At 64.4% G+C, this 21574-nt stretch carries 21 protein-coding genes; 11 read left to right on the top strand and 10 right to left on the bottom strand.

The features are described from left to right. The first annotated feature begins 4 nt into the window (after nt 1-4). The 4 genes from BMX17_RS17375 to BMX17_RS17360 all read left to right on the top strand — a co-directional run bounded on the left by BMX17_RS17375 (nt 5) and on the right by BMX17_RS17360 (nt 4031). Nucleotides 5-1474, top strand: coding sequence for a flippase (locus BMX17_RS17375; RefSeq protein WP_092662414.1), 1470 nt, complete (start codon nt 5-7; stop codon nt 1472-1474). A gap of 378 nt (nt 1475-1852) precedes the next feature. After that, complete coding sequence (locus tag BMX17_RS17370; RefSeq protein ID WP_092662412.1) at nt 1853-2686, top strand: formyltransferase family protein; 834 nt, start codon at nt 1853-1855, stop codon at nt 2684-2686. Nucleotides 2687-2809: 123 nt separating this feature from the next. Further along, nucleotides 2810-3607, top strand: coding sequence for a methionyl-tRNA formyltransferase (locus tag BMX17_RS17365; protein WP_092662409.1), 798 nt, complete (start codon nt 2810-2812; stop codon nt 3605-3607). Between the two features lie 64 nt (nt 3608-3671). Further along, entirely contained in the window at nt 3672-4031 is a 360-nt protein-coding gene (locus BMX17_RS17360; protein ID WP_092662407.1) for a hypothetical protein, read from the top strand. Between the two features lie 100 nt (nt 4032-4131). Here the strand turns inward: BMX17_RS17360 and BMX17_RS17355 are convergent, their stop codons facing one another. From BMX17_RS17355 to rdfA, 4 genes are all read right to left on the bottom strand, one after another. Continuing rightward, complete coding sequence (locus tag BMX17_RS17355; RefSeq protein ID WP_092662405.1) at nt 4132-5148, bottom strand: Gfo/Idh/MocA family protein; 1017 nt, start codon at nt 5146-5148, stop codon at nt 4132-4134. After that, a complete protein-coding gene (locus BMX17_RS17350) occupies nt 5145-6248 on the bottom strand; it encodes a DegT/DnrJ/EryC1/StrS family aminotransferase (RefSeq protein WP_092662403.1) in 1104 nt (367 codons plus the stop codon). Before BMX17_RS17350 ends, BMX17_RS17355 begins: the two co-directional genes overlap by 4 nt. 359 nt (nt 6249-6607) lie before the next feature. Further along, the gene (locus tag BMX17_RS17345) at nt 6608-8542 is read right to left on the bottom strand and encodes an archaea-specific SMC-related protein (RefSeq protein ID WP_092662401.1); all 1935 of its coding nucleotides are present in this window, start codon (nt 8540-8542) and stop codon (nt 6608-6610) included. Between the two features lie 186 nt (nt 8543-8728). Then, nucleotides 8729-9340: a rod-determining factor RdfA gene (rdfA, locus tag BMX17_RS17340; RefSeq protein ID WP_092662399.1), complete on the bottom strand. Its 612-nt coding sequence runs from the start codon at nt 9338-9340 to the stop codon at nt 8729-8731. 352 nt (nt 9341-9692) lie between these two features. Between rdfA and BMX17_RS27345 the strand changes: the two genes are divergently transcribed. Beyond that, nucleotides 9693-9827 (top strand): hypothetical protein, encoded by a 135-nt coding sequence (locus BMX17_RS27345; protein WP_280141409.1) that lies wholly within the window; start codon nt 9693-9695, stop codon nt 9825-9827. A 137-nt stretch (nt 9828-9964) separates the two neighbouring features. Here the strand turns inward: BMX17_RS27345 and BMX17_RS17335 are convergent, their stop codons facing one another. Continuing rightward, on the bottom strand, nt 9965-10240 hold the full coding sequence (locus BMX17_RS17335; RefSeq protein WP_077208359.1) for a winged helix-turn-helix domain-containing protein: 276 nt from the start codon (nt 10238-10240) through the stop codon (nt 9965-9967). Nucleotides 10241-10675: 435 nt separating this feature from the next. Here BMX17_RS17335 and BMX17_RS17330 point away from each other — a divergent pair, with 435 nt between their 5' ends. After that, nucleotides 10676-10867, top strand: a complete 192-nt coding sequence (locus BMX17_RS17330) for a DUF7563 family protein (RefSeq protein WP_092662397.1) — start codon at nt 10676-10678, stop codon at nt 10865-10867. A 16-nt stretch (nt 10868-10883) separates the two neighbouring features. Here the strand turns inward: BMX17_RS17330 and BMX17_RS17325 are convergent, their stop codons facing one another. After that, nucleotides 10884-11432 (bottom strand): DUF7344 domain-containing protein, encoded by a 549-nt coding sequence (locus BMX17_RS17325; protein ID WP_092662395.1) that lies wholly within the window; start codon nt 11430-11432, stop codon nt 10884-10886. 435 nt (nt 11433-11867) lie between these two features. Here BMX17_RS17325 and BMX17_RS17320 point away from each other — a divergent pair, with 435 nt between their 5' ends. The 4 genes from BMX17_RS17320 to BMX17_RS17305 all read left to right on the top strand — a co-directional run bounded on the left by BMX17_RS17320 (nt 11868) and on the right by BMX17_RS17305 (nt 16325). Then, nucleotides 11868-12971 (top strand): DegT/DnrJ/EryC1/StrS family aminotransferase, encoded by a 1104-nt coding sequence (locus BMX17_RS17320; RefSeq protein WP_092662393.1) that lies wholly within the window; start codon nt 11868-11870, stop codon nt 12969-12971. A 55-nt stretch (nt 12972-13026) separates the two neighbouring features. Continuing rightward, on the top strand, nt 13027-13998 hold the full coding sequence (locus BMX17_RS17315) for a Gfo/Idh/MocA family protein (RefSeq protein ID WP_092662391.1): 972 nt from the start codon (nt 13027-13029) through the stop codon (nt 13996-13998). A gap of 1 nt (nt 13999) precedes the next feature. Then, a complete protein-coding gene (locus tag BMX17_RS17310; protein ID WP_092662389.1) occupies nt 14000-15373 on the top strand; it encodes a nucleotide sugar dehydrogenase in 1374 nt (457 codons plus the stop codon). A gap of 352 nt (nt 15374-15725) precedes the next feature. Then, nucleotides 15726-16325: a DUF7344 domain-containing protein gene (locus tag BMX17_RS17305; protein ID WP_211611380.1), complete on the top strand. Its 600-nt coding sequence runs from the start codon at nt 15726-15728 to the stop codon at nt 16323-16325. A gap of 189 nt (nt 16326-16514) precedes the next feature. Here the strand turns inward: BMX17_RS17305 and BMX17_RS17300 are convergent, their stop codons facing one another. From BMX17_RS17300 to BMX17_RS17285, 4 genes are all read right to left on the bottom strand, one after another. After that, nucleotides 16515-16712: a DUF7511 domain-containing protein gene (locus tag BMX17_RS17300; protein WP_139203568.1), complete on the bottom strand. Its 198-nt coding sequence runs from the start codon at nt 16710-16712 to the stop codon at nt 16515-16517. A 125-nt stretch (nt 16713-16837) separates the two neighbouring features. Continuing rightward, a complete protein-coding gene (locus tag BMX17_RS17295) occupies nt 16838-17242 on the bottom strand; it encodes a hypothetical protein (protein WP_092662385.1) in 405 nt (134 codons plus the stop codon). Nucleotides 17243-17398: 156 nt separating this feature from the next. Continuing rightward, nucleotides 17399-17692, bottom strand: a complete 294-nt coding sequence (locus BMX17_RS17290; RefSeq protein WP_092662383.1) for a PadR family transcriptional regulator — start codon at nt 17690-17692, stop codon at nt 17399-17401. A gap of 1243 nt (nt 17693-18935) precedes the next feature. Next, a complete protein-coding gene (locus BMX17_RS17285) occupies nt 18936-19334 on the bottom strand; it encodes a hypothetical protein (protein WP_092662381.1) in 399 nt (132 codons plus the stop codon). A 594-nt stretch (nt 19335-19928) separates the two neighbouring features. Between BMX17_RS17285 and BMX17_RS17280 the strand changes: the two genes are divergently transcribed. After that, nucleotides 19929-21539 carry an alpha,alpha-trehalose-phosphate synthase (UDP-forming) gene (locus BMX17_RS17280; protein ID WP_244515041.1) on the top strand — a complete coding sequence of 537 codons (1611 nt, stop codon included), beginning with the start codon at nt 19929-19931 and terminating at the stop codon, nt 21537-21539. Nucleotides 21540-21574 lie beyond the last annotated feature (35 nt).

Genomic DNA, 21574 nt, shown 5'->3' with positions numbered 1-21574 from the left:
CAGCATGGACCTCACCACTCGTCTCGTCCGCGGCGCGAAAGCCTTCTTCGGCGCACGGGTCGTGTACGCGCTGGCGAACGCCGTCCTCCTGTTCGCGCTGACGCGGTACCTCCTCGAACCCGGAGCGTACGGCCTGCTGTACTTCGCCATCTCCGTCGTGAGCGTCGGCGCGATGCTCGCGACGCTGGGCCTCCCCAAATCGACCGGCCGCTACGTGACCGAGTTCCTCGCGACCGACGAGGGACAGGTCCCACACGTCCTGTCGATCTCCGTGCGGTACCTGACGATCCTCGCATTCGTCGTCGCCGGCGGCATGGTCCTGCTCCACCGACCGCTTTCCCGCCTGCTCGACGATCCGACGCTGACCCCGTTCCTCCTGCTCGGTGCCGTCTTCGTGATCGCCCGGTCGTTCTTCTCGTACCTGACGAACGTCTTCCAGGGGTTCAACCGGGTCGAGTACACGGCCGCGATCAGCGTCGTGAACTCCCTGACGCGCGTGGTCGGTGCCATCGGGCTCGTACTACTGGGATTCGGCGCTCTCGGGGCCTTCGCGGGCTACGTCGCGGGGTACGCCGCCGGGGCCGTCGTCGGTCTCGTCGCCCTCCGAACCCACTTTCTCGCGGACCTGGACGCGGCCACGGAGCCGGCCGCCGGCCTCACGCGCCGGATTCTGGAGTATAGCGTCCCGACGGCGGCGACCCGGCTCTCGGTCGTCCTCGACAGCCGGATCGACAAGGTGTTGCTCGGGGTGCTGGTCGGCCCCGTCGCCGTCGGGTTCTACACGCTCGCGAAACAGATCGCGGACTTCTGTATCGTCCCCGCGACGGCGCTCGGGTTCACCATCTCGCCGGCGCTCGGCGACCAGCACGCCGACGATCACACGGGGACCGCCGCGACCCTCTACGAGCGCTCGATGGAGAACGTCCTCCTGCTGTACGTCCCCGCCGCCGTCGGCCTGGCGCTGGTCGCCGACCCCGCCATCCGGTTCGTCGTCGGCACCGACTACCTCGGGGCCGTCCCCGTCCTCCAGCTGTTCAGTCTCTTCGTCGTCGTCCGCGCCGTCCACAAGATCACCGGCAACGGCCTCGACTACCTCGGGCTCGCCCGCATCCGCGCGCTCGCTCGCGGGACCGCCGCCGGGAGCAACGTCGTCCTGAACCTCCTGCTGATCCCACCCTACGGCGTGATGGGGGCCGCCGTCGCGACCGTCACGACCTACTCGGCGTACACCGCGGTCAACGTCTTCTACATCCACCGCGAACTCGACCTCGGGATGGGGTATCTGGCCGAGCGCACCCTCCGGATCGGCGTCATCGCGCTGGCGATGGGCGGTGTCGTCTGGCTCGCACGTCCCGGAATCTCGGGCATCCTCTCGCTCGCCGCCGTCGTCCTCCTGGGCGCGACCGTCTGGTCCGTGCTGTCCGTGGCGAGCGGCCTGCTCGACCCCGGCGAGGTTCGCGGGTTGCTGGCGTGAGGCGTATAGAACGAGACCGGGTGTGTCGAAGCATGGACACATACACACCACTGATGCAAGTTAAGATCAGCGCCTGAAGCGGCGACGGTGGAGTTATCCACACCTGCGCGATTTTCGTGTTACTGACAGAGGAGCATAATGGGAGACCCACACCACGTTTCAGATGAAAGTGAGCGGTCACTAGCACAGGACACCCACACCGGATTTCAGATGAAAATTCGGCTTCAGGCGACCGATGTAACGATATTCCACTCGACAGCGAGACGAAACGAACACTGGTTCAACGTGTCGAACGGGAGGCGTAACGTACCCCCGAAATCAAGGGACAGCACCCAATCCACCGATGCGTGAAGTGACCCGCTGGTGAAGCCAGCCACGATGGACGTCTGTCTGTTCCTGAGTGGGACGACGGTCCGGGACTGGCAAGCCGAGGCGCTCGAACGGGTCGTGGCGGCCGACGACGTGACGATCACCTCGATCCTCTACAGCGCCGCGGAATCGGACCGCTCGCTCGGGGACACGCTCCGGCGCGGCCTCGAAGTCCGGGAGTGGGCGGTCGTGAACGCGCTGAACGCGTGGCTCCGGCCCCGCGGCGTCGGGACCGAGCGCGTCCCCGTCGACCGCGTACTCGACCGCGACGGAATCACCGAGCGCGCGGTCCGGCCACGCGTCGTCGACGGCTGGAAACAGGAGATCCCCGGTGAGGTGGTCGACGCCATCGCGGCCGAGGCCGACGTGGCGGTCCGCTTCGGTTTCAACTTTATCGTCGGTCCCGTCCTCACCGCCTTCGAGTACGGCGTCCTCAGTTACCACCACGGCGACCTCCGGGAGTACCGCGGCCAGCCCGCGGGGTTCTGGGAGTTCGTCCACGACGCCGACACGGCCGGGATCACCGTCCAGCGACTGACCCCGGATATCGACGCCGGCGAGATCGCCGCCCTCCGGACGGTCGATATCGGGGACTGTCACGCCTGGGAAGCCGTCAGACGACGACTCTACGCCGAATCGGGCGACCTGCTCCTGCCGGCCCTGCGTGCCGTCCGCGACGGCCGCGCCCGCGAACCCGAGCGACTGGGCGACGTGTACACCCTCCCGAGCGGTCGCCCCGTGTTCGAGTTCGCCGTGCGGAACGCGGTTGGGCAGCTGCGCGAACGACTCGGCGGCACCAGCGACGGGGGAGGGCGAGACCGGCGATCGAGCGGTGTTGGTTAAGAATCCCGATTCGGCACATCTGTTGGTTAAGACAGGCTCGCGACACCGCACCGTCGGCCGAATCGCCGATCGGCGATCCCAAAGGGGTCCATAACAAACCCGCCCAGCGGCGTCACCGCAGGCATGGTATCCGTCGCCTTCTTCGGCAGCCATCCGCTGGGCGAGGCGTGTCTGGAGCGCCTCGTCGCCCACGACGAGCTCACCGTCGACACCGTGGTGACCTACCCCCGAAACTACGACTCCTGGTGGGAGGGGTCGGTCCACGAACGAGCGCTCGACCACGACCTCCCGGTGCTGACGACCGACGAGGAGGACGCCGTGGTCGGTGCGGACATCGACTACCTGCTCTCGGTCTACTACCCGAACATCCTCGGTCCGGACCTGCTGGAGACGCCACGCGAGGCCGCGCTGAACCTCCATCAGGCCGAACTCCCGCGCTACCGCGGGAGCAACGTGTTCAGCCACTCGATCATGAACGCCCGCGAGGACGACCACTGGCGACACGGGACGACGCTGCACGTCATGGCCGAGGACGTCGACGCCGGCGACGTGATCGACCGGAAGTTCGCCCCGATCACCGAGCACGACACCGCCCGCACCCTCTACGAGCGCGTCCGCGACGCCTCCATCGACCTGTTCGAAGCACAGTTACCGGCCATCGCCGCCCGCGAGATCGAGGACCTGGCGACGCCACAGTCGGCCTACGACGGGACGCGGTACTTCTACGCGAAGGACAGCCTCGACGACCTGAAGGAGATTCCGCCCGAGAAACTGACCGCCACCGACGAGGCGAGTCAGCTCGCGCTCTACGACCGCGTTCGGGCGCTCGACTTCCCACCGCACGAACCCGCCTGGACGCGGGTGGGCGACCGCAAACTCTACCTCACCAAGTCCGACTACGAGAGCGTGCTGGCGGAGTGACTCGAGAGTCGAGACCACACGCCGCGGCCGTCGCCTTTTTTACCGCCGCGCCGACAGTTAAGATATGGGACTCGTCGACAGTCTGGTGGTTTTCCTGGTGAGCCTGTTGATCGGCGCGCTGGGGATCCACGTGGGCGCGCTGATCGTGACGGGTGAAAGCAACTACGAACACGCTGTCTGGACGGCGCTGATCGGAGCGCTCGTCTGGGGGATCGTCGGCTGGCTGTTCGGCGGTATTCCGGGTCTGGGCCCAGTGCTCGTCTTCCTGTCGTATCTCTGGGTCATCAAGCGCCGCTACGCCGGCGGCTGGCTCTCGGCCGCCGCGATCGCGCTCGTCGCGTGGGTCGCAGCCGTAGTCGTCCTCTCGGTCCTCGCCTCGGCCGGCGTCACCGAATTCGACGCGTTCGGCGTGCCGGGGATCTGAACGGAACACAGCCGATGCCACCGCCGTCACCCGCAACGTGGCCGACTTCGAACGGTTCGGCGTCGGTGTCGACCGCTACTGAGCTAGCGTATGCGTCGTATTAATCCGTATTCATCCGTTCTACGGATCGAGTTCGAACGGGAACCTCGAGGATCTGTCCGGCGTCGGCCGCGGTCGCAGCCCGTTCGAGCAGTTCGACCGTCCGTGCGCCGACGCGACCGCTCGCCGGTGGGTCACGGCCGCCCTCCACGGCCGCGACGAACTCACGCAGTTCCGTCTTCAGCGGTTCCGCGTCCGCGGCCTCGTGGACGGTCTTGCCCTCGTCACGCTTGCGCAGGTCGCCGCTGGCGTCGGCGACGATGCTCGCGTCGTACACCTCGACCTCGGTGTCCGCGAGGTAGTCGAGGTACGCCGCGCCGTCGGTGCCGACGACCGCGAGGTCCCGGCGCTTCCCGAACACCGGAATCTGCCAAGAGGAGTGGATCACGCCCGTCCGGTCGCCGTACTCCAGCGTGAGTGTCGTCGTCTCGTCGATGTCGTCCCTGTGGGTGGAATTCATCGTACAGTGGACTCGATCCGGGCGCTCCCCGAGGAGGTAGTCGTACGCGTCCACATCGTGCACGGCGAGGGAGTAGAGGACGCCCGTCGTATCCCGAGGGACCCGGAACGCGAAGCGGGCGGTGTGGAGATACTCGACCTCGCCGAGTTCGCCGGCGTCGATCAGCCGCTTCAGCTCCCTGAGTCCAGGGTGGTACCGGAAGATGTGGCCCACGCCGAGCGTCCGCCCCTCCTCGCGGGCCGTCTCCACGACGTTCCAGGCGGCGTCGGCCGACAGCGCCAGCGGCTTCTCGACCAACAGGTCCGTCCCTGACCGGAGCAGGTCGGTCGCGATGTCCTCGTGGGTGGGCGACGGCGTCGCCACCGACGCGGCGTCGACCGCCAGCCGGTCGTGGCGCGTGGTGTACGCCACGTCGTAGGTCGACGCCAGGTCGGCCGCCCGCTCGCCGTCCGCGTCACAGATCACCACCTCGTCGATGGCTCCCGCGTCCCGGAGTTCCGTCGCGACGCGGACGTGATTTTTCCCCCAGTAGCCCGTCCCGACGATACCGTACCTCATCGATCGTAATGCCGCTCGATGGCGGCACACACCCGGTCGATCTCCGTCTCGGTGATTCGGGGGTGCATCGGGAGCGAGAGGATGCGGTCGGTCAGCGTCTCCGTCCGTGGAACGTTGGGTGGCTCGTCGAGTCGGCGTTCGACGGCTGGATGCTCGTGGGCGGGATCCGGATAGTGGATCCCCGTCTGCACGCTCGCGGCGTCGAGCGAATCCCGGAGGTCCGCCCGGTCCGGGACCTGGATCACGTAGAGGTGATAGACGTGTTCGGCCTCGGAGCGGGACTGCGGGGTCGTCACCGCGTCCACGTGCCCCAGTCGGTCGGTGTACCGTGCCGCCGCCGCGCGGCGCTTCTCGTTCCAGTCGTCGATGTGGTCGAGTTGTTCGAGGCCCAGCGCCGCGTGGAGTTCGCCGAGTCGGTGGTTCAGCCCCAAGCGGACGTGTTCGCCGTCCTCGTTGCGTCCGTGGTTCCGGAGCAGCCGCGCCTCACGAGCCAGGTCCGGGTCGTCGGTCGTGAGCATCCCGCCGTCACCGGCGACGGTCATGTTCTTCGAGGGATAGAAGCTGAACGCGCCGGCGTCCCCGAGACTACCGGCGCGGTCGCCCTCGAAGGTCGCGCCGTGGGCCTGACAGGCGTCCTCGATCACCGCGAGGTCGTGTGCGTCGGCCACCTCCCGGATCGCCCCCATATCGGCCGGGTGGCCGTAGATGTGGACCGGGACGACCGCCGCCGGATCGTCGGCCGCCCTGACTCGTTCCCCGAGGTCCAGCGCGTCCATCGTGTAGATCACCGGGTCGTGGTCGACGAAGACCGGGTTCGCCCCGAGTTCGAGCACCGGGCTCACCGTCGCGAAAAAGGTGTGTGCCGGCACGAACACGTCGTCGCCTGCCTCGACGCCGGCCGCTTTCAGCGACAGGTAGATCGCGTCCGTGCCGCTGGCGACCCCGACGGCGTAGTCCGTGCCACAGAACTCGGCGAACGCGGTCTCGAACCGCTCGACCATCGGCCCCTTGACGTACCGACCGCTCCGGAGCACCTCGGTGGCCCGGTCGACCATCGCCTCGTCGACGTAGATGTCCGTAAACTCCACGGGCTCGTCCATACCTCTGGGTGGTGAGTTCCGGCAGTTTGTTATGGCGGCCGTATCCCCCGTCGGGCTCGGAAAGCCGCTGCTACGGCCGACGGAGCCGAGCGCACGAGCGTCGAGTCCGGCAGTTCCCGGTGCGAGCGAGTACAGGGAGGTTACTGTCGGCTGGATCGGTCGCCACCGATCGCATCCGGCCGATAACTTTAGACCGGACTCCGGTACGTGAGCGTGCGCCCCGGCAACCGACACCGCCCCCACCCGTGCCGGGGTGCCAGCCCTGCCCCCACGGACAGGGCCCAGGACATTCCCCTGCCCCCACTTTTCGGGTCACTGACGGCCGAGGCTACTGCCTCGACAGTCCGCGACGACCCCACTCAGCCCATCTGGATACGCTCGTGGCTGTCGTCGACGGCCGCCGCATCGGCGTCCAGCAGTGCGACCACCAGGTACCGCGTGTGGTCGGCGAAGTACTCCAGCAGTCGACCGATCCGGTCGCCGTCGATAGCTTCGAGCGAATCGAGCACGACGAACGGCACCGTCTCGTCGAGGTCGTGGGCGAGATACCCCGCCAGCGCGAACACGAGCCCCGCGACCTCCCGCTCGCTCTCGCTGAGCGTGTCGACGGTGTCCTCGTAGACGCCGTCCTCGTCACCACGGCGGACGATATGCAGGTCGAACACCCGTTCGGTCACCTTTCGACGACCCTCACGTGTCTCACGCTCTCGGGCTTCGATCCAGATCCGGTCGATCCCGTCGTAATCCAGAAGCGAGAGGACCTCGGCCATCCGGTCGTTGAACGTCTCGACCATCTCGGCTTCCAGCCGTTCGATCCGCGTGCGCTGGACCTGCAACTCCTCGGCGACCGACTCCCGCCTGGCTTCGAGTTCCTCGCGCTCGTCGAGTCGCGCGTCGATCTCTTCGATTTCGTCGGCGGCGGCGTCGCGGTCGTCCCGGAGCGCTTCGAGCTCGAACTCGAGTTCGTTGACCGCTCGGTGGCGCTCGATGACTTCCTCGTACTCGCGCTCGTCCCGCTCGCGAACGGCGTCTTCGAGGTCCTCGACACGCACTTCGAGGTCGTCGATCGAGGACTCCAGTTCGTCGACGTTCTCCGTCCGGCGCTCGATCTCGGCGTCCAGGTCCGACAGCCGTCGGTCGACTCGCTCACGCTCTTCACGGGTCGACTCCAGATCGCGTTTCTCGCTTTGCAGGTCGTCGATCTCGGCACTGATCTCGCGCCGCTGAGAGACGGTCTCCTGACGGAGATCCCGGAGTCGGTCCAGCGTGTTCTCGATGGCCGCCTCCTCGACCTCGGAGCCACAGGTCCAGCAGACGACCTCGTCGTCGGGCAGGAGCTGCGCCGTCACGTCGTCGTCACGCTCGGTCAGGCCCTCGACGGGCGCGTCGTCACCGTCGACCATCGACTCGTTGAACTGGACGATCTGTCCGAGCCGGTTGATCGTCGACTCCAACGACCGCTTGTGTTCCCTGAGCCGGTCGAGTTCCGACTCGATCTCGGTCAGTCGGTCGCCGGTGTCGTCGGGCAACGCCTCGCGTCGCCGTTCCAGTTCCGCACGTTCCTCGTGCAGGGAGTCGAGGCTCTCGCGTTCGGTCTCCAGCTGCCGACGCGTCCGCTCCAGGTCCTCGCGAGCCGATTCCAGTTCCGCGAACTCCGCCTGGCGCTGTTCGCGGTGGGATTTGCTCTCCTCGATCGAGGCGTCCAGGTCCGACAGTTCCGCCCGCCGGGTCTCGAGTTCGCGCTCTACGTCCTCGATCTCGTCGGCCAACTGCGCACGTTCGTCCACGAGGTCGGCCCGTTCGGCCTCGAGGTCGTCCAGCTGTTCGAGTTCGTCGTCGAGCCGCCGTTTCTCCGCTTCCAGCCGGTCGATCTCGGCGTGGATCTCGTCGGTGTCGACCGGCCGCATCACCAGTTGGCGCAGGTCCGACGCCGATCGAACCGCCCGCCGCGCCTCGTTTGACTCCAGCAGGAAGGCGAAGAGATCCGCGACGGTCGGATCCTTCAGGTACGGGTCGCCCCCCATCGTGACCCCACCGTCCGTCCGCTCGAAGGTCCGGGTGTACGTCTCGCCGTTCAGTGAGAGTCGCACCTCGCCTTCGTCGGCATCGCTTTTCAGCGTCGCCTCGTCGCTGCCCAGCGCCGCCATCAGCGACGTGAGAAACGACGTTCGGTTGGTCGCGTTCTCCCCTGTCAGTACCGTGATCCCCGGCTCGAACGTACACCGCGTTCGGTCGATGCCGCCGACGTTCCGCACGTCGACCTCGACACCACCACCCGACTCGACCGTATTCATGTCTTGAAGGCTACGGCTACTCGCACATAACGTTTTGTTACCACCTGGACGCGGCGACCCGACGCGTCAGCCACACGTCAGACGCGTCCGGCCAGTAAGAGCGTCCTAACGGACGGACACAATGCTTTACAGCTGTACGGGTGGAAAGTACACAGGGCCTGGCGGGAACGGCCCAAGCAGGGACGGTCACACTTTGCAGTCACAGCCGCCGTCGTCGAGTAGCGCGCCCACGTCGTGCTGGCGGCCACACTCGTCACAGAGAACGTTCACGTCGACGAGCACGTCGAAACCCTCGATCGCCAGTGCGTCCGACTCCCGGAGGCGTTCGAGCGCGTCGGTCGTGACGGCTTCCGTGCGGCTCTGGAGCGCCCGAATTCGATCCCGGTCTGCCCGCCGGCGAGCGTCCGGATCGTCCTCGGACGTCTCCCGTGAGATACCGAGACACTCCGTCAGGTGCGTGTGAACGGTCTGGTGGGAGACGAACGCCGATTCGACTTCGTCGACGGGGACGCCCGCCGTCTCGAGCCGGCCACGGGTCTGGGTCCGGACCCCACTGCTCACGTCGTCGGCCGTCAGCAGTCGGTAGAGGTTCGAGACTTCGCCGGACAGCGGTGCCTCGTCGGCCGATTCGACGGCCGAGCGCAACAGCCGTCGGTTGAAGTGGTCCGCCAGTTCCCGCAGACTCTGTCGCTCTCGCCCGTCGCCACACCAGCCTCGCGCCAGCTCGTCGTGAATCCCCTCGAGACCGAACGCGTCGACGCCCCGCCCGACCTTACACTGACAGTCCGTCTCGGTCATGTGCGATGAGCGAACCGTAGGTATCGGTTTCCACTAAACGTTCCGGACACGCCCGTCCGTGGGACCCGGTATCTCGACCCTGCCGGTCGGACACGACGGCGCGTCGTGGTCGAATCCCAGTGTAATCCGTGTCCGGTCGGCGACCCTCCCAGTCAGTGGCGGGTGGATTGCACGTCGCTCGTGAGTGTCTCCTCCTTGGATGCCGACTGCTTGCAGGAACAAAACGGCCATACTATCAGCGAGAAGTCACTAGTTATGTGCCAGACGGTATGGGTGTCCGAGTTTTACGAGTCGTTTACCTGTGAACTAAGAAGGTTATTACTAAGACACGACACGCCGAACGAAGGTGCGTATGCAAGGACGGCTGACAGATAGTGAGTGGGAACGGATTACAGAGTTCGCTCGGACACCGATGCACGAGCGAACACCGGAACAGCTCGTTCCGGAGGACACAGACGTGGGGAACGCACCGGGCGAAGACGAATAACAGCCTCCGTGCCGTGAACGCGGGGTCCTCTCGCTGTATCAAGATAGCGTTGGCCAGCGGACCGAGCGGTGCCGGCGTGTCGGGGGGACACTCGTTCGTGGCTGCCGACCGATCGTGGCAGCACGGTCACTGGCCGATCACACCATGTTCTCAGCCTCGATCTTCTGCCAGACGTTGCCGCCCTTCTCGGTGATCCCGTACACGCGACCCTTCCGTCTGTCCTCGGACACGAGCAGTTCGACGAGATTTCGCTCGCGGAGCCCCTGGAGGGCCCGCGAGATGTGGGCGATGCCGAGATCGGCGTCGTTCGCGATGCGCGACGGGGTCGCTGGCCCGTCGGCGAGCCGCCTGAGGACCGCGATGCGGTACTGCGAACTGATAACGAAGCTTACGTCGTCCCAGTCTGAGTTCATTTGGTTGATCGTCCTCCTATCGCGCCATCCGTACCGCGTTCCTTGGCGTACTCAGCCCCGTCGCTACCGTCTTCGTCACCCCGCCGCGACTGACTCGACGACACGACTCGCCGCTCACGGCGTCGACGACTCGTCGTCCGTCCTTCGGTGACTTGCCATGTGTTCGTCGTCACCCCCAATAATTTTGTCCCCCTTATTGCGACCTCAGCGACACGTTCTCAGGCGTTCGCTGCCCCGCCCACCGACCGTTCAGGATCGATCGGCCAGTCCCTGTCGAGGAGAGAGTTTCAGTGTAACTTACGCCCCGCCTGTCTCCACGCTCGGCGCGAGCGCCCGGCAGCGTCACAGCGCCAGCCAGTAAGCTCGTAACAACCCAAATACGGGTCAATAGTCCGAGTATAACAAAGCACCCCCCACACCACGTGCCGACCGCACATGACAGCGGAACTTACGACGGTGACCGACGACACGACGAACGAGACATCTACCCGGTGTCGAAACTGCGGCAGTTACGTCACGAGCGCGTTCGCCCGCGTCTTCGGCGACAACGAGGACCACGTGTACGCGTGTCTAGAGTGTTCGACGATGCGGTCACTCAGAACCGGTAGCGGTGTCGTTCACGAGTGAGACGACGGCGGTCAGCTCAGCCACCTCGGTCACTGAGCTCCTGGGGCACCTGTTTTCGCTGTGACCGCCAGTAGAGGTAGTGCGCCGAGGCCGAGATCGCGAGGCCGGCAGTGATGATGACACCGACCACCAGCGCCGGGACCTGGCCGAACGGTCCGACGCCGAGCCACACCAGCAGGAGCAAGACGCCGCTGACGGCGGCCAGCCCCATGTAGAATCCCTGCCAGGGGATCGGCTCGCTCGTCTCGGTGAGGTAGTCGTCGATCCGGTGGACGCGGTCGGTCAGCTCGACCATCCCGCTCTGTTGATCGTACTCGACGATTCCGACCGAGTCCAGTTTCGGAATGTGGGTCTGGTACAGCGAGACGTACACGCGCTTTCGCTCCTGGTCGGACAGTTCGTCGACTTCCGTCTCGTTTTCCCATGCCGCGACCTGTTCGGCCAGGTCGTTCAGCGCGACCGGCTCCCCGACAGTCCGCAGATAGTACAGCACGTACCGGCGGCGCGGACTGCTCAGGATGTCGAAAACGAGGTCCTGGGTCAGTTCTTCCTGATCGTATGCCATCAAGGAGTTCGTCCCTCGTGATTAGCTCTCTCGACGAGACTGGACGCCTGGCACGCTCATGTCGGAGTGACGTACCTCTGCATTTCTGCGTCGTCCCTTTGTTACACCCAGCTTATAAACGGTAGCGCGCTGGTACCACCGTCGTCACCGACCAGCGACAGCGGCTCACTGTGTTACCTGGACGGCCGGGCCGACCGCGAGTTGGCCCGGGTCCCTGGCCGACTACTCAGTGTCGGGCGGATACAGCCGTGAGGCGGCCGATACGCCGGCTAAATGGGCCGCATAACAAAGGCTAATTACCGACTGCATCCAGCCGTGCCAGGGGTTTCGTCCGCTGGCGAATTCGAACCATGAGGTCCCCAACACGAACACTGTCTGTCGGTACAACTGTGCTGTCGAGCGACACCAGACGCGTCGGGCGACGGGAGGGCGACGATGGTCACCGGTGACGAGCGCGTCCGGTCGGTCGACATCGCCGACCCGCAACTGGACGAACGGGAGTCCGCCCGTGTGACTGAGGTGGTCGAATCCGGCCGTCTGGCGGCTGGTAAGACCGTCTCGGAGTTCGAGACCGCGTTCGCCGAGTTCTGTGACACCGAGCACGCCGTCGCAACGAGCAACGGGACGACCGCGCTCCACACCGCCTTGCACGCGCTGGGCATCAGCGACGGCGATCGAGTCGTGACGACGCCGTTTTCCTTCGTCGCCTCGGCAAACGCCATCCGGTTTTGCGGTGCCCAGCCGGTGTTCGCCGACATCGACCCCGAGACGTACAACCTCGACCCGCACGCCGTGGAGTCCGTCGTGCAGAATCAGGACGTCGACGCCATCCTGGCCGTCCACCTCTACGGACTGCCCGCGGACATGGACCACCTCGGCGACATCGCCGACACGTACGACCTCGCACTGATCGAGGACGCCGCACAGGCCCACGACGCACGCCACGATGGCCGCCCCGTCGGCTCCATCGGCGACGTGGGTGCGTTCAGCTTCTACCCGACCAAGAACATGACGACTGGAGAGGGGGGCGCGCTGGTGACCGACCGTGAGGACGTGGCCGAGCGGGCGGCCCGGTTCGTCAACCACGGCCGGGACGACAGCTACCGGCACGTTGAGCTGGGCCACAACTTCCGGATGACGAATCTCGCGGCCGCCATCGGACTCGTTCAACTGGAGAAGTTGCCCCAGTTCAACCGGGCGCGCCGGGCCAACGCCGCCGAACTGACCGACCTGCTCGAAGACACGTCGGTCATCCCGCCCGTCGAGCCTGTCGAGCGCCGGCACGTCTACCACCAGTACACCGTCCGGACGCAGGAACGCGATAGACTCCGCGAGGAGTTGTCTGCGGCCGGCGTCGACACCGGCGTCTACTACCCGACGCCGATCCACGAGCAACCAGCCTACAGCGGGACCGATGCGTCGGCCCCCGTCGCCAGCCGTGCGGCCGGAGAGGTACTGTCCCTGCCGATCCACCCCGAGACGACCGATGCCGACCGCCGTACCATCGCCCGGACGATCGGCGAGGTGAGCCACGAGTGACAGAATCGCGACCGATCCGGATCAGTCCGACGAACGACGAACCGACAGCCCAGATATGAGTAACGAGCAACCGAAGGCCGGCGTCGTCGGCGTCGGGTCGATGGGGCAACATCACGCGCGCGTGTACAACGAAGTCCCTGGTGTCGAACTCGCGGGTGTCGCCGACGCCGACGAGGATCGTGCCGCCGACGTAGCGGTCAAGTACGGGGCCGACGTGGCGAGCCAGACGACGTTGCTGGACCGCTGTGACCTGGTATCGGTGGCCGTGCCGACGCGATATCACTACGGCGTGGCCACCGAAGCCATCGACCGCGGTGTAAACGTCCTGGTCGAGAAGCCGTTCGTTTCCGATCTCACCCGCGGCCAAGAACTCACACAGATGGCACGAGACCAGGGCGTCGCGTTACAGGTCGGGTACGTCGAGCGGTTCAACCCTGCCGTCAGGGCACTGGCCGACATCGTCCCCGACCTGGACGTGATCGCCGTCGACGTCCAGCGACTGGGGCCGCCCGTCGACCGCGACAGCAGGGACGGCGTCGTCCTCGACCTGATGATCCACGACATCGACATCGTCCTGTCGGCTCTCGGATCGCAGGTCACCAACGTCTCGGCCATGGGCGCTCGGGACAGTGACCACGTCACCGCGCAACTGAAACTGGCGAACGGTGTCGTCGTCGATCTGACCGCCAGTCGGGTGACCCAGGAGAAGGTCCGCCGACTCGCCATAACGGCCGAGGAGTGTCGCGTCAACGTCGACTACGAGTCCCAGAGCGTCCAGATCCACCGCCACTCGGTGCCGGAGTACTACGAGTCCGGCGGCGACCTCCGGTACCGCCACGAGAGCATCATCGAGCGGCCCACCATCGAGAACGGCGAGCCCCTCCGGGCCGAACTCGAAGCGTTCGTGGAGGCGGCCACCACCGGCTCCCGGCCACCCGTGACCGGCGAGGACGCGCTGGCGGCGCTCGACGTGGCGCGCCGGATCGACGACCACGCGACCGGCGAGCCACCCACCATCGAGAACTAGTATGCACCAGGAACCAGAATCGAGCGTCTCGCTGTACGGTGGTTCGAGTCCGGCTGCCGGGCAGGACACCGCGATCCGCGCCGGCCAGGTTCCCGTGACGGTTTACGGTCTGGGCAAGATGGGGCTCCCGCTCGCGACGGTCCTCGCCGAGGTCACCGGGAACACCATCGGGGTCGACGTGGACCCGTCCGTCGTCGGGGCGGTCAACGATGGAGACTGTCCCGTCACCGGCGAACCGGGGCTCCCCGACGTGCTCCGAACCGTCGTCGCCGACGGATCGCTGGTCGCGACGACCGAGGGGGACGCGGCCGCCGACAGCGCGACTGTCCACGTCGTGATCGTCCCCACTCTCGTCGAAGATGGCAGTCCCGACCTCACGACGCTCCGGGCGGCCGTCTCGGCCGTCGCGAGTGGCCTCGACCCCGGCGATCTCGTCTGCATCGAGTCGACCGTCCCGCCGGGAACCTGCGACGGTGTGGTGCTCCAACAGCTGATCGCGGAGAGCGACTGCGAGCGCGGGGAGTTCGGGGTCGCGTTCTGTCCGGAGCGGACCGCAAGCGGGCGTGCACTGCGGGACGTCCGGGGGGCGTATCCGAAAGTCGTCGGCGGCGTCGACGACGAGAGCACCCAGGCCGCCGAGGCGCTGTATGACGTGGTCACCGACAACGAGGTCCACACGGTCGGCGACGCCACGACCGCCGAGTGCGTCAAAATCTTCGAGGGGGTCTATCGGGACGTGAACATCGCGCTGGCCAACGAACTCGCCACGCTGGCCGAGGAACTGGGGATCGACGTGTTCGAGGCCATCGAGACCGCCAACGCACAGCCGTACTGTGACCTCCACCGGCCCGGTTCCGGGGTCGGCGGCCACTGTATCCCCTACTACCCGTACTTCCTCATCGACACCTGCGACACCGGGACGCCGCTTCTGAGGCGTGCGAGACGCATCAACGACGCGATGCCGGCTTACACGGTCGGGAAGTTGTGCGAAGGTCTGGGCGAAAGGGGACTGGCACTGTCCGACGCCACGGTCGCCGTCCTGGGCTTTGCTTACCGTCCCGGCGTCGACGAGACACGCGAATCACCAGGCGTTGCCATCGCGTCCCTGCTCCGGGACGCCGGCGCTGCCGTCGTCGGGGTCGATCCGGTCGTCGACCTCGATACCGCGGACGTTCGGTCGGTGCCGATCGAGGACCTCACCGGGATGGACCTCGATGCGCTGATCCTCGCGACCGCGCACGAGGAGTTCGACGACATCGACTGGAGCGTGTTCGAGAGTCCAATTCTCGTCGACGGTCGGAACGCACTCGACGACGCCGCCGGTGTCGCGGACGCAGTCATGACCATCGGGATCGGCGAGCGTGCGCGGGACTGATCTCACATCCCCTCATTTTCGAATATATTTTTGATACTACACTACCGGACTATTCATAACCGGATTATTCACTACCGGACTGTTCCCGATCGCTTCCAAGTCCAAGAACAGATCCTTACCACGGACGCATCGAATGTGGCTATATTTATTTCCTATACGACAAATAACAATTAAGTGTCTGCTTGTCGTGCGTGTAGATGCCACGCATAAATCAACGCGTTCCCACGTGGCGTCGGTCATTGGGAGAGACCTACTCGCAGTAATGGAGCGAATGGAGACGCGCTCCGGTAGGAGACACACGACCGCCTGGGAGGGGGAACGAGCTGCGATCCGAGAGACGGGTGATTAGTGAATGAGTACACAGGAAACGGGGTCAACGGGACCTACGACACGACAGATCGACGAATCGTCAACCGAACCGACGACGAGCGCAGAGGGGGGCGAGGGGTCGCCCGCCGAAGAGCTGTCACTAGATCTCATTTTCGAGATTTTGAAAAACGAGCGTCGTCGTGAAGTGATCAGATACCTACGCGAACACGAACAGCAGGTCACACTCAGTGATCTGGCCGAACACATCGCTGCCCTGGAGAACGATACGGACATCGCGTCGATCACCTCCAGCCAGCGAAAACGGGTCTACGTCGGCCTGTACCAGTGCCACCTGCCGAAGATGGCCGACATGGGCATCGTACAGTTCAACCAGAACCGCGGGATCGTCTCCCTCGGTGAGAACGCCCCCCAGCTCTACGAGTATCTGGACAACCAGTCACCGGACACGCGACCCTGGCACGAGTACTACCTCGGGCTGAGCGGTGTCGGTGGCGTGCTGTTTCTGGTTAGCCTGATTGCGGGCGGCACGGTGTCGATAGCCGCCCTCGGCGTGCTCTGTCTGGCCGTCGGTGGCTGTTCGGCGTTCCACGCGATCGAAATCGGGGCCGATCAAGACGACTGACCGAGCGGCCCGTACCGCGACCGATTTCGATTCTGTCCGTTCCGCGCTGATACCGTCGCATCGGCACACGAGAATCGATCGCGTTGGTCCTCGAATGCCGGAACAGCTGATCGTGGGGTGCCAGGACAGCTGCGCATCGAGTACTGGAACAACCGGTCAGCACGTGTGGAGTCGCCAGCTTCGAAACACTTACCGGATACGTTCGAGATCGACGAGCAGGTCCGTCTCGGTAGTGATCCACCGTGACATTCGGTCGATCCCGGACGACTCCGGATGGTAGATCGTACACCGGTCCGGGGCGTCGTCGTCCTCGACGACGACCGAGACCAGTTCCGGATCCGCCGGTGTACCGTCGGCCAGGTCGTCGAGCGTCTCATCCTCGTTCATACTATCCTCGTCCGCTGAACGCAGCCAGCGTGCCATCGAGCGAGCCCTGGCGCGCCGCTGGGATAGTTATAGAGTGGTTACGGCAGACGAGCGCACGGCCGAATCGCTCGGGCTCACTATCGCGATCACGGCCAGACGCGTATACATATTAATACGGCGTTATACACAGTCGCTCCACCGAACACGGTGACCAAGGGGAAGTACCCGATGAAGTAGGCAGTGTCGGGACTCAGTTCGGTCCGGTCGTCGCGTTCGAGGACGGTCCCGGCAAACTCGACGACGAGGACGACGACCACGAGAACGAACACACTCACCACACACAGACCGGCGACGCCGAACTGGTGAAAGACCGTCCCTGCGACGGGGTTGCGTTCGGAAAGCCCGTCCACGATGGTCAGGCCGACGATGGTCGTCGCGAGATCACCCGCCTTGCTCGCGACCAGTGCCAGTATCCAGGGAACCGAAGCGGATCGGTACCACGAGAGCGGGTTCGTGGGTACCGTGGCGAGCGCCTCACGGGAGCGAAGCATCGAGCCCAGACGACGGGTGACGAACGGTTTGTTACCCGGTCCATGTCCGGCGGTTCTGTTACCGATCGGCCGTGAGATGTGAACGGCGTGGCAAAGTCGTGGCTCGCGACCGGATAGCGTCAGGCACTGAAGTCCAAAAAACGAGGTGGGGAACGGTTACGTCGGGATCGCCTGTTTGTCTTGCAGGTACTGGTCTTCCCAGTCCCGCCGGTCTTCCAGTTCACGGACGCCCCGATCGGTCAGTTTGTAGACGTTCGTTCGTCGATCCTTCTTTCCTTTTTTGATGAGGCCTTTCTTGACCAGTTCGTCGAGGTTGGGATACAGTCGGCCGTGGTGAATCTCCGATTCGTAGTACTTCTCGAGTTCGTCTTTGACAGCGAGGCCGTGTGGATCGTCGAGCCCCGCGACCAGGTACATGATGTCTCGTTGGAAACCAGTCAGGTCGAACATGGGTCCGTATTCTCGTTATGAATTTTCGTCTATAGTTATACACCAGTTACCCGAGCTATTCCCCCGTACGACCGTATTAACAACTACGACGTGAGGTGTAGCTACGACGTGAGGTGTATACCGACCGGGGGATCCAACTGAGATCGAGTATACGAGGTGTGACCGTCAGGGACCGAACGGTGTACGGTCACGTCCGAGAATCGATACCTGGCCGAACGAACTCGAGACCCCCTCCGATCTGAAGGAGTACCAGAGTGTAACTGAATTGTTTGATCTATAATTATATAAAATTTCGAAATCGGACACCGGGTTTCCGGTGAAATGGTTTATAAAGAACCGGGGTAGAGACACACACCGGATTTCCGGTGAAACGGGAGGGAACGGGGGGTGGGGTGCAGTCGAAACGGGGGTTGTGGTCTCTGTGGTGGCGTTCGTCGATTGGAGATCGTGAACGACCGCTGACCCTGTGTGGCCGCAGTTAGCGTTCACAAGCTACTCTAGCGAGTGTTCGTTGCCGTCGTACTGAACAGAGAACGGAAAGCCGTGAGCGAGACCCACCGAGTGTAAATCCACCAAACACGATTGCCGACCGGAAGAAACCCTTTCTCGGCGATTGTCCGGAGTGACTTCGTTTCCGTTTCGGGTGAACAGCTTGACCCCACGTGATAGCATCTAGCTATCACTCTTGTATCGTGATATACTCAATGAGCTATACGCTACTCATGTATTTAACTCTGGTGTTCTATTTAATCTGTTTTAAATACTTGCAGATTCGTGCAGGTAGTTTTGTATTGCTCACAGCTAGATTTGTGTAGCTAGGTTTGTATGACTGTGACGTGCTAGCAACTGAGACCATCCTACTGCTGTAGATGCTGTGGAGAAAGTACGCTAAACTGCCGTCATCGTCCGCTCTACCGAACGGTTTCACCGGAAATCCGGTGTGTCTATTTCTAGGGTGGTTCCATCCGGCTTCTCCACTCGTCGTCCCCCCCAGCCCCTCTCTGACCTGGTTTCACCGGAAACACGGTGTGCGCGCGCTCGAAGAAACTTCGGTGTGCGAACGCTCGATCCGGTGTGCGAACGCTCGAATATACGGTCGATTCCTGTTGGTCGAATCCTGTCCCCACTCGCTCGCCGTTCTGCTCTCCCCCACCCACCGCTACCACCCGTTTCACCGGAAACCCGGTGTGCGCGCGCCGCCGACTTCTCGATCGAGTCGACGAGACTCCCGATTCACTGTGGCTCACTCCGGGTCGGCCGGGCGATCGTACTTCGATTTGACCGAATCCCCGTCTCGCCACTGCCAGTAGTAATACCGGTTGTCGTTGATCTCTTTGACGACTCTCGTCGCCTTCGATGGCACCCCTTCGGGTTGTTCGTCAGTGGATTCGGCCTGTGAATCCACTTCGCTGGTGGTTGTCGACCCTGCCGTGTTCGATTCCGCCGCGGATAGCTCGCTCACTGCGACTCGTCCGGGAGTATCCGTATCGCCGTCTGCCGACTCCAACGCTTCGCGCACGTATCGCAGCAATGCTCGCAACTCCGCTTCGCTCGACTCGTCTATCACGTCACGCACTTCGTCGGGGACGCTCTCGACCAGGTCCGAATCGTTCCCGACAGCGCTATGCTGCTCTTCACTCATGTTTAACCAACACTGTTGTCCCCGCTGACTTCAAACCTCCGGGGTTGGAGAGGATTGCGGGGGATTAGTGTTTCTGAAATCTGGTGTTGGTTAAGATTGGCGATCACGGTTTCGTCCCACCAGCCAAGACTGTGCACTATCGGTCGGGACTACGAACCCCCAGCAGGGACTGCGTGGCCGCTCGCGCAACGATAATCACTCGTGCGATATATTTTTACAACCATACGTCTGTAAATGTGGGGCTCACGGATCGAAGTGGGATGCAGTCGGCCCGGTGAATCGGTGTACTTCGTCGAGGCCGAGCGTGAGCGCAGTCCCTTCCGTGGTGTAGATCGCCCAGAGAAGACAGGGCGGTGTGGGGCCGCAGACTGATGTGGGTCACAGGGCGATGTGAGATCGTCCGCGTCCTTTCAGATGCAGGCATCACCGCCTTGTCGAGGCAACGCCTGCCATCGCATCAGGACTGCGGTTACCCTCGGGATCATGCACGACCATACGCTACCACGGCCGAACGGGTACGAGACCGGTGTCCACGGATCGACGAATCGCAAATCGGAACGAAAACCCATACGCGGAGCGATGTCGGGGCGAGATTTGGACCCAGGTAACCGGCACGCTAAGGCACTCGGGACCGACGCCGATCTCGATCCCGACTCCGGGGTCGACACCCCGGGCGAACGGAACGGTGGTCGAAACCTGATCGTGGTCTCGAATCGGCAGCCCTACAGCCACGAGTACGACGGCGAGACGGTCACCGTGGACCGGCCAACTGGGGGTGTCACCGCCGGTCTCGATCCGGTGATGCGTGAACTCGGCGGCACGTGGATCGCCTGGGGGGACGGCGATGCAGATCGGGCGGTCGTCGACGATGTTGGTCGCGTGACGGTCCCCCCGTCCGAGGACTCGTCCAGTAACGCCGTGTCGTCGGATCGATCCCGCACCGACGACCGCGAGCAGGGTGAGTACACGTTGCGTCGCGTCTGGCTCTCCGATGCCGAGGTCCAGAACTACTACTACGGGTTCAGCAACCAGGTGCTGTGGCCGCTTTGCCACTCGTTTCTGGGTCACGTACACTGTGACGGGGCGTTCTGGGACGCCTACCGAACGGTGAATCAGCGATTCGCCGCGAACGCCGCGACGAGCGCGTCCGACGACGTCCTCGCCGACACGACGATCTGGATTCACGACTACCACCTCGCGCTCGCCCCGCGTGCGATCCGTCGCCAGCTCGGCTCCGCGGTCGACGTGGCGCAGTTCTGGCATATCCCGTGGCCGGACTGGAACACGTTCCGCGCCTGTCCACGACGCCAGGACCTCGTCCGGGGCTTGCTCGGCGCTGACCGGATCGGATTCCACACGAATCGGTACGCCGAGAACTTCCTCGAGTGTGTTTCGACCGCCGTCGACGACGCGGCCGTCGACTGGTCCGATCGTCGCGTTCGCTATCGCGACCGAGAGATCTCTATCCGTGCTATCCCGATGGGTGTCCCGGTCGACGACGTCGCCGAGACCGCGACGACGGCGGAGGCGACCGCGTTCCCCGCTCGGCTTCGGGCCCAACACGGTATCGAAGCGGGCACGACGCTGGCCGTCGGCGTCGACCGGCTCGACTACTCGAAGGGCATTCCGGAACGGCTTCGCGCGCTCGAATCCCTGCTGGACGATACGCCCGACCTCCGTGGCGACCTCACGTACATCCAGGTCGGGAGCGTCACCCGGGAGACGATCCCGGCGTACAGAGCGATCCAGGAGGAGGTCGCCGACTGTGTTGAGCGACTGAACGACCGGTTCGGCACCGACGACTGGCAACCGGTCGTCTACACGACAGCCCACCTCTCCCAGGCAGAACTGTTCGGGCTCTACCGCGAGGCCGATCTCGGCATCGTCAGTCCGCTCAGGGACGGGATGAACCTCGTCGCCCAGGAGTACGTCGCCGCGCAGGGTTCCGATCCGGGCGTCCTCCTGCTGAGTCGGGGGACTGGTGCGTACGACGAGTTCGGTGAACACGCGCTCGCGCTCAATCCCTGTGACGTGTCCGACTTCGCCACGACGATCGAGGACGCGCTCGCGATGCCGGACGACGAGCGCCGACGGCGGATGGACGGCCTTTCCCGGGCCGTGTCCGAGCGGGACCTCGACTCGTGGGTCAGCCAGTGTCTCCGACAGGACGGGAAGCAGCCACGAGTCCGACACCAGCCGACGTAACACACGACACCGATCCCGAACACGACATCGATCCC

Origin of the sequence: Halorientalis persicus (assembly GCF_900110215.1) — an archaeon.
Lineage (GTDB): Archaea > Halobacteriota > Halobacteria > Halobacteriales > Haloarculaceae > Halorientalis > Halorientalis persica.
This window is presented reverse-complemented; position numbering and strand designations above follow the sequence as displayed.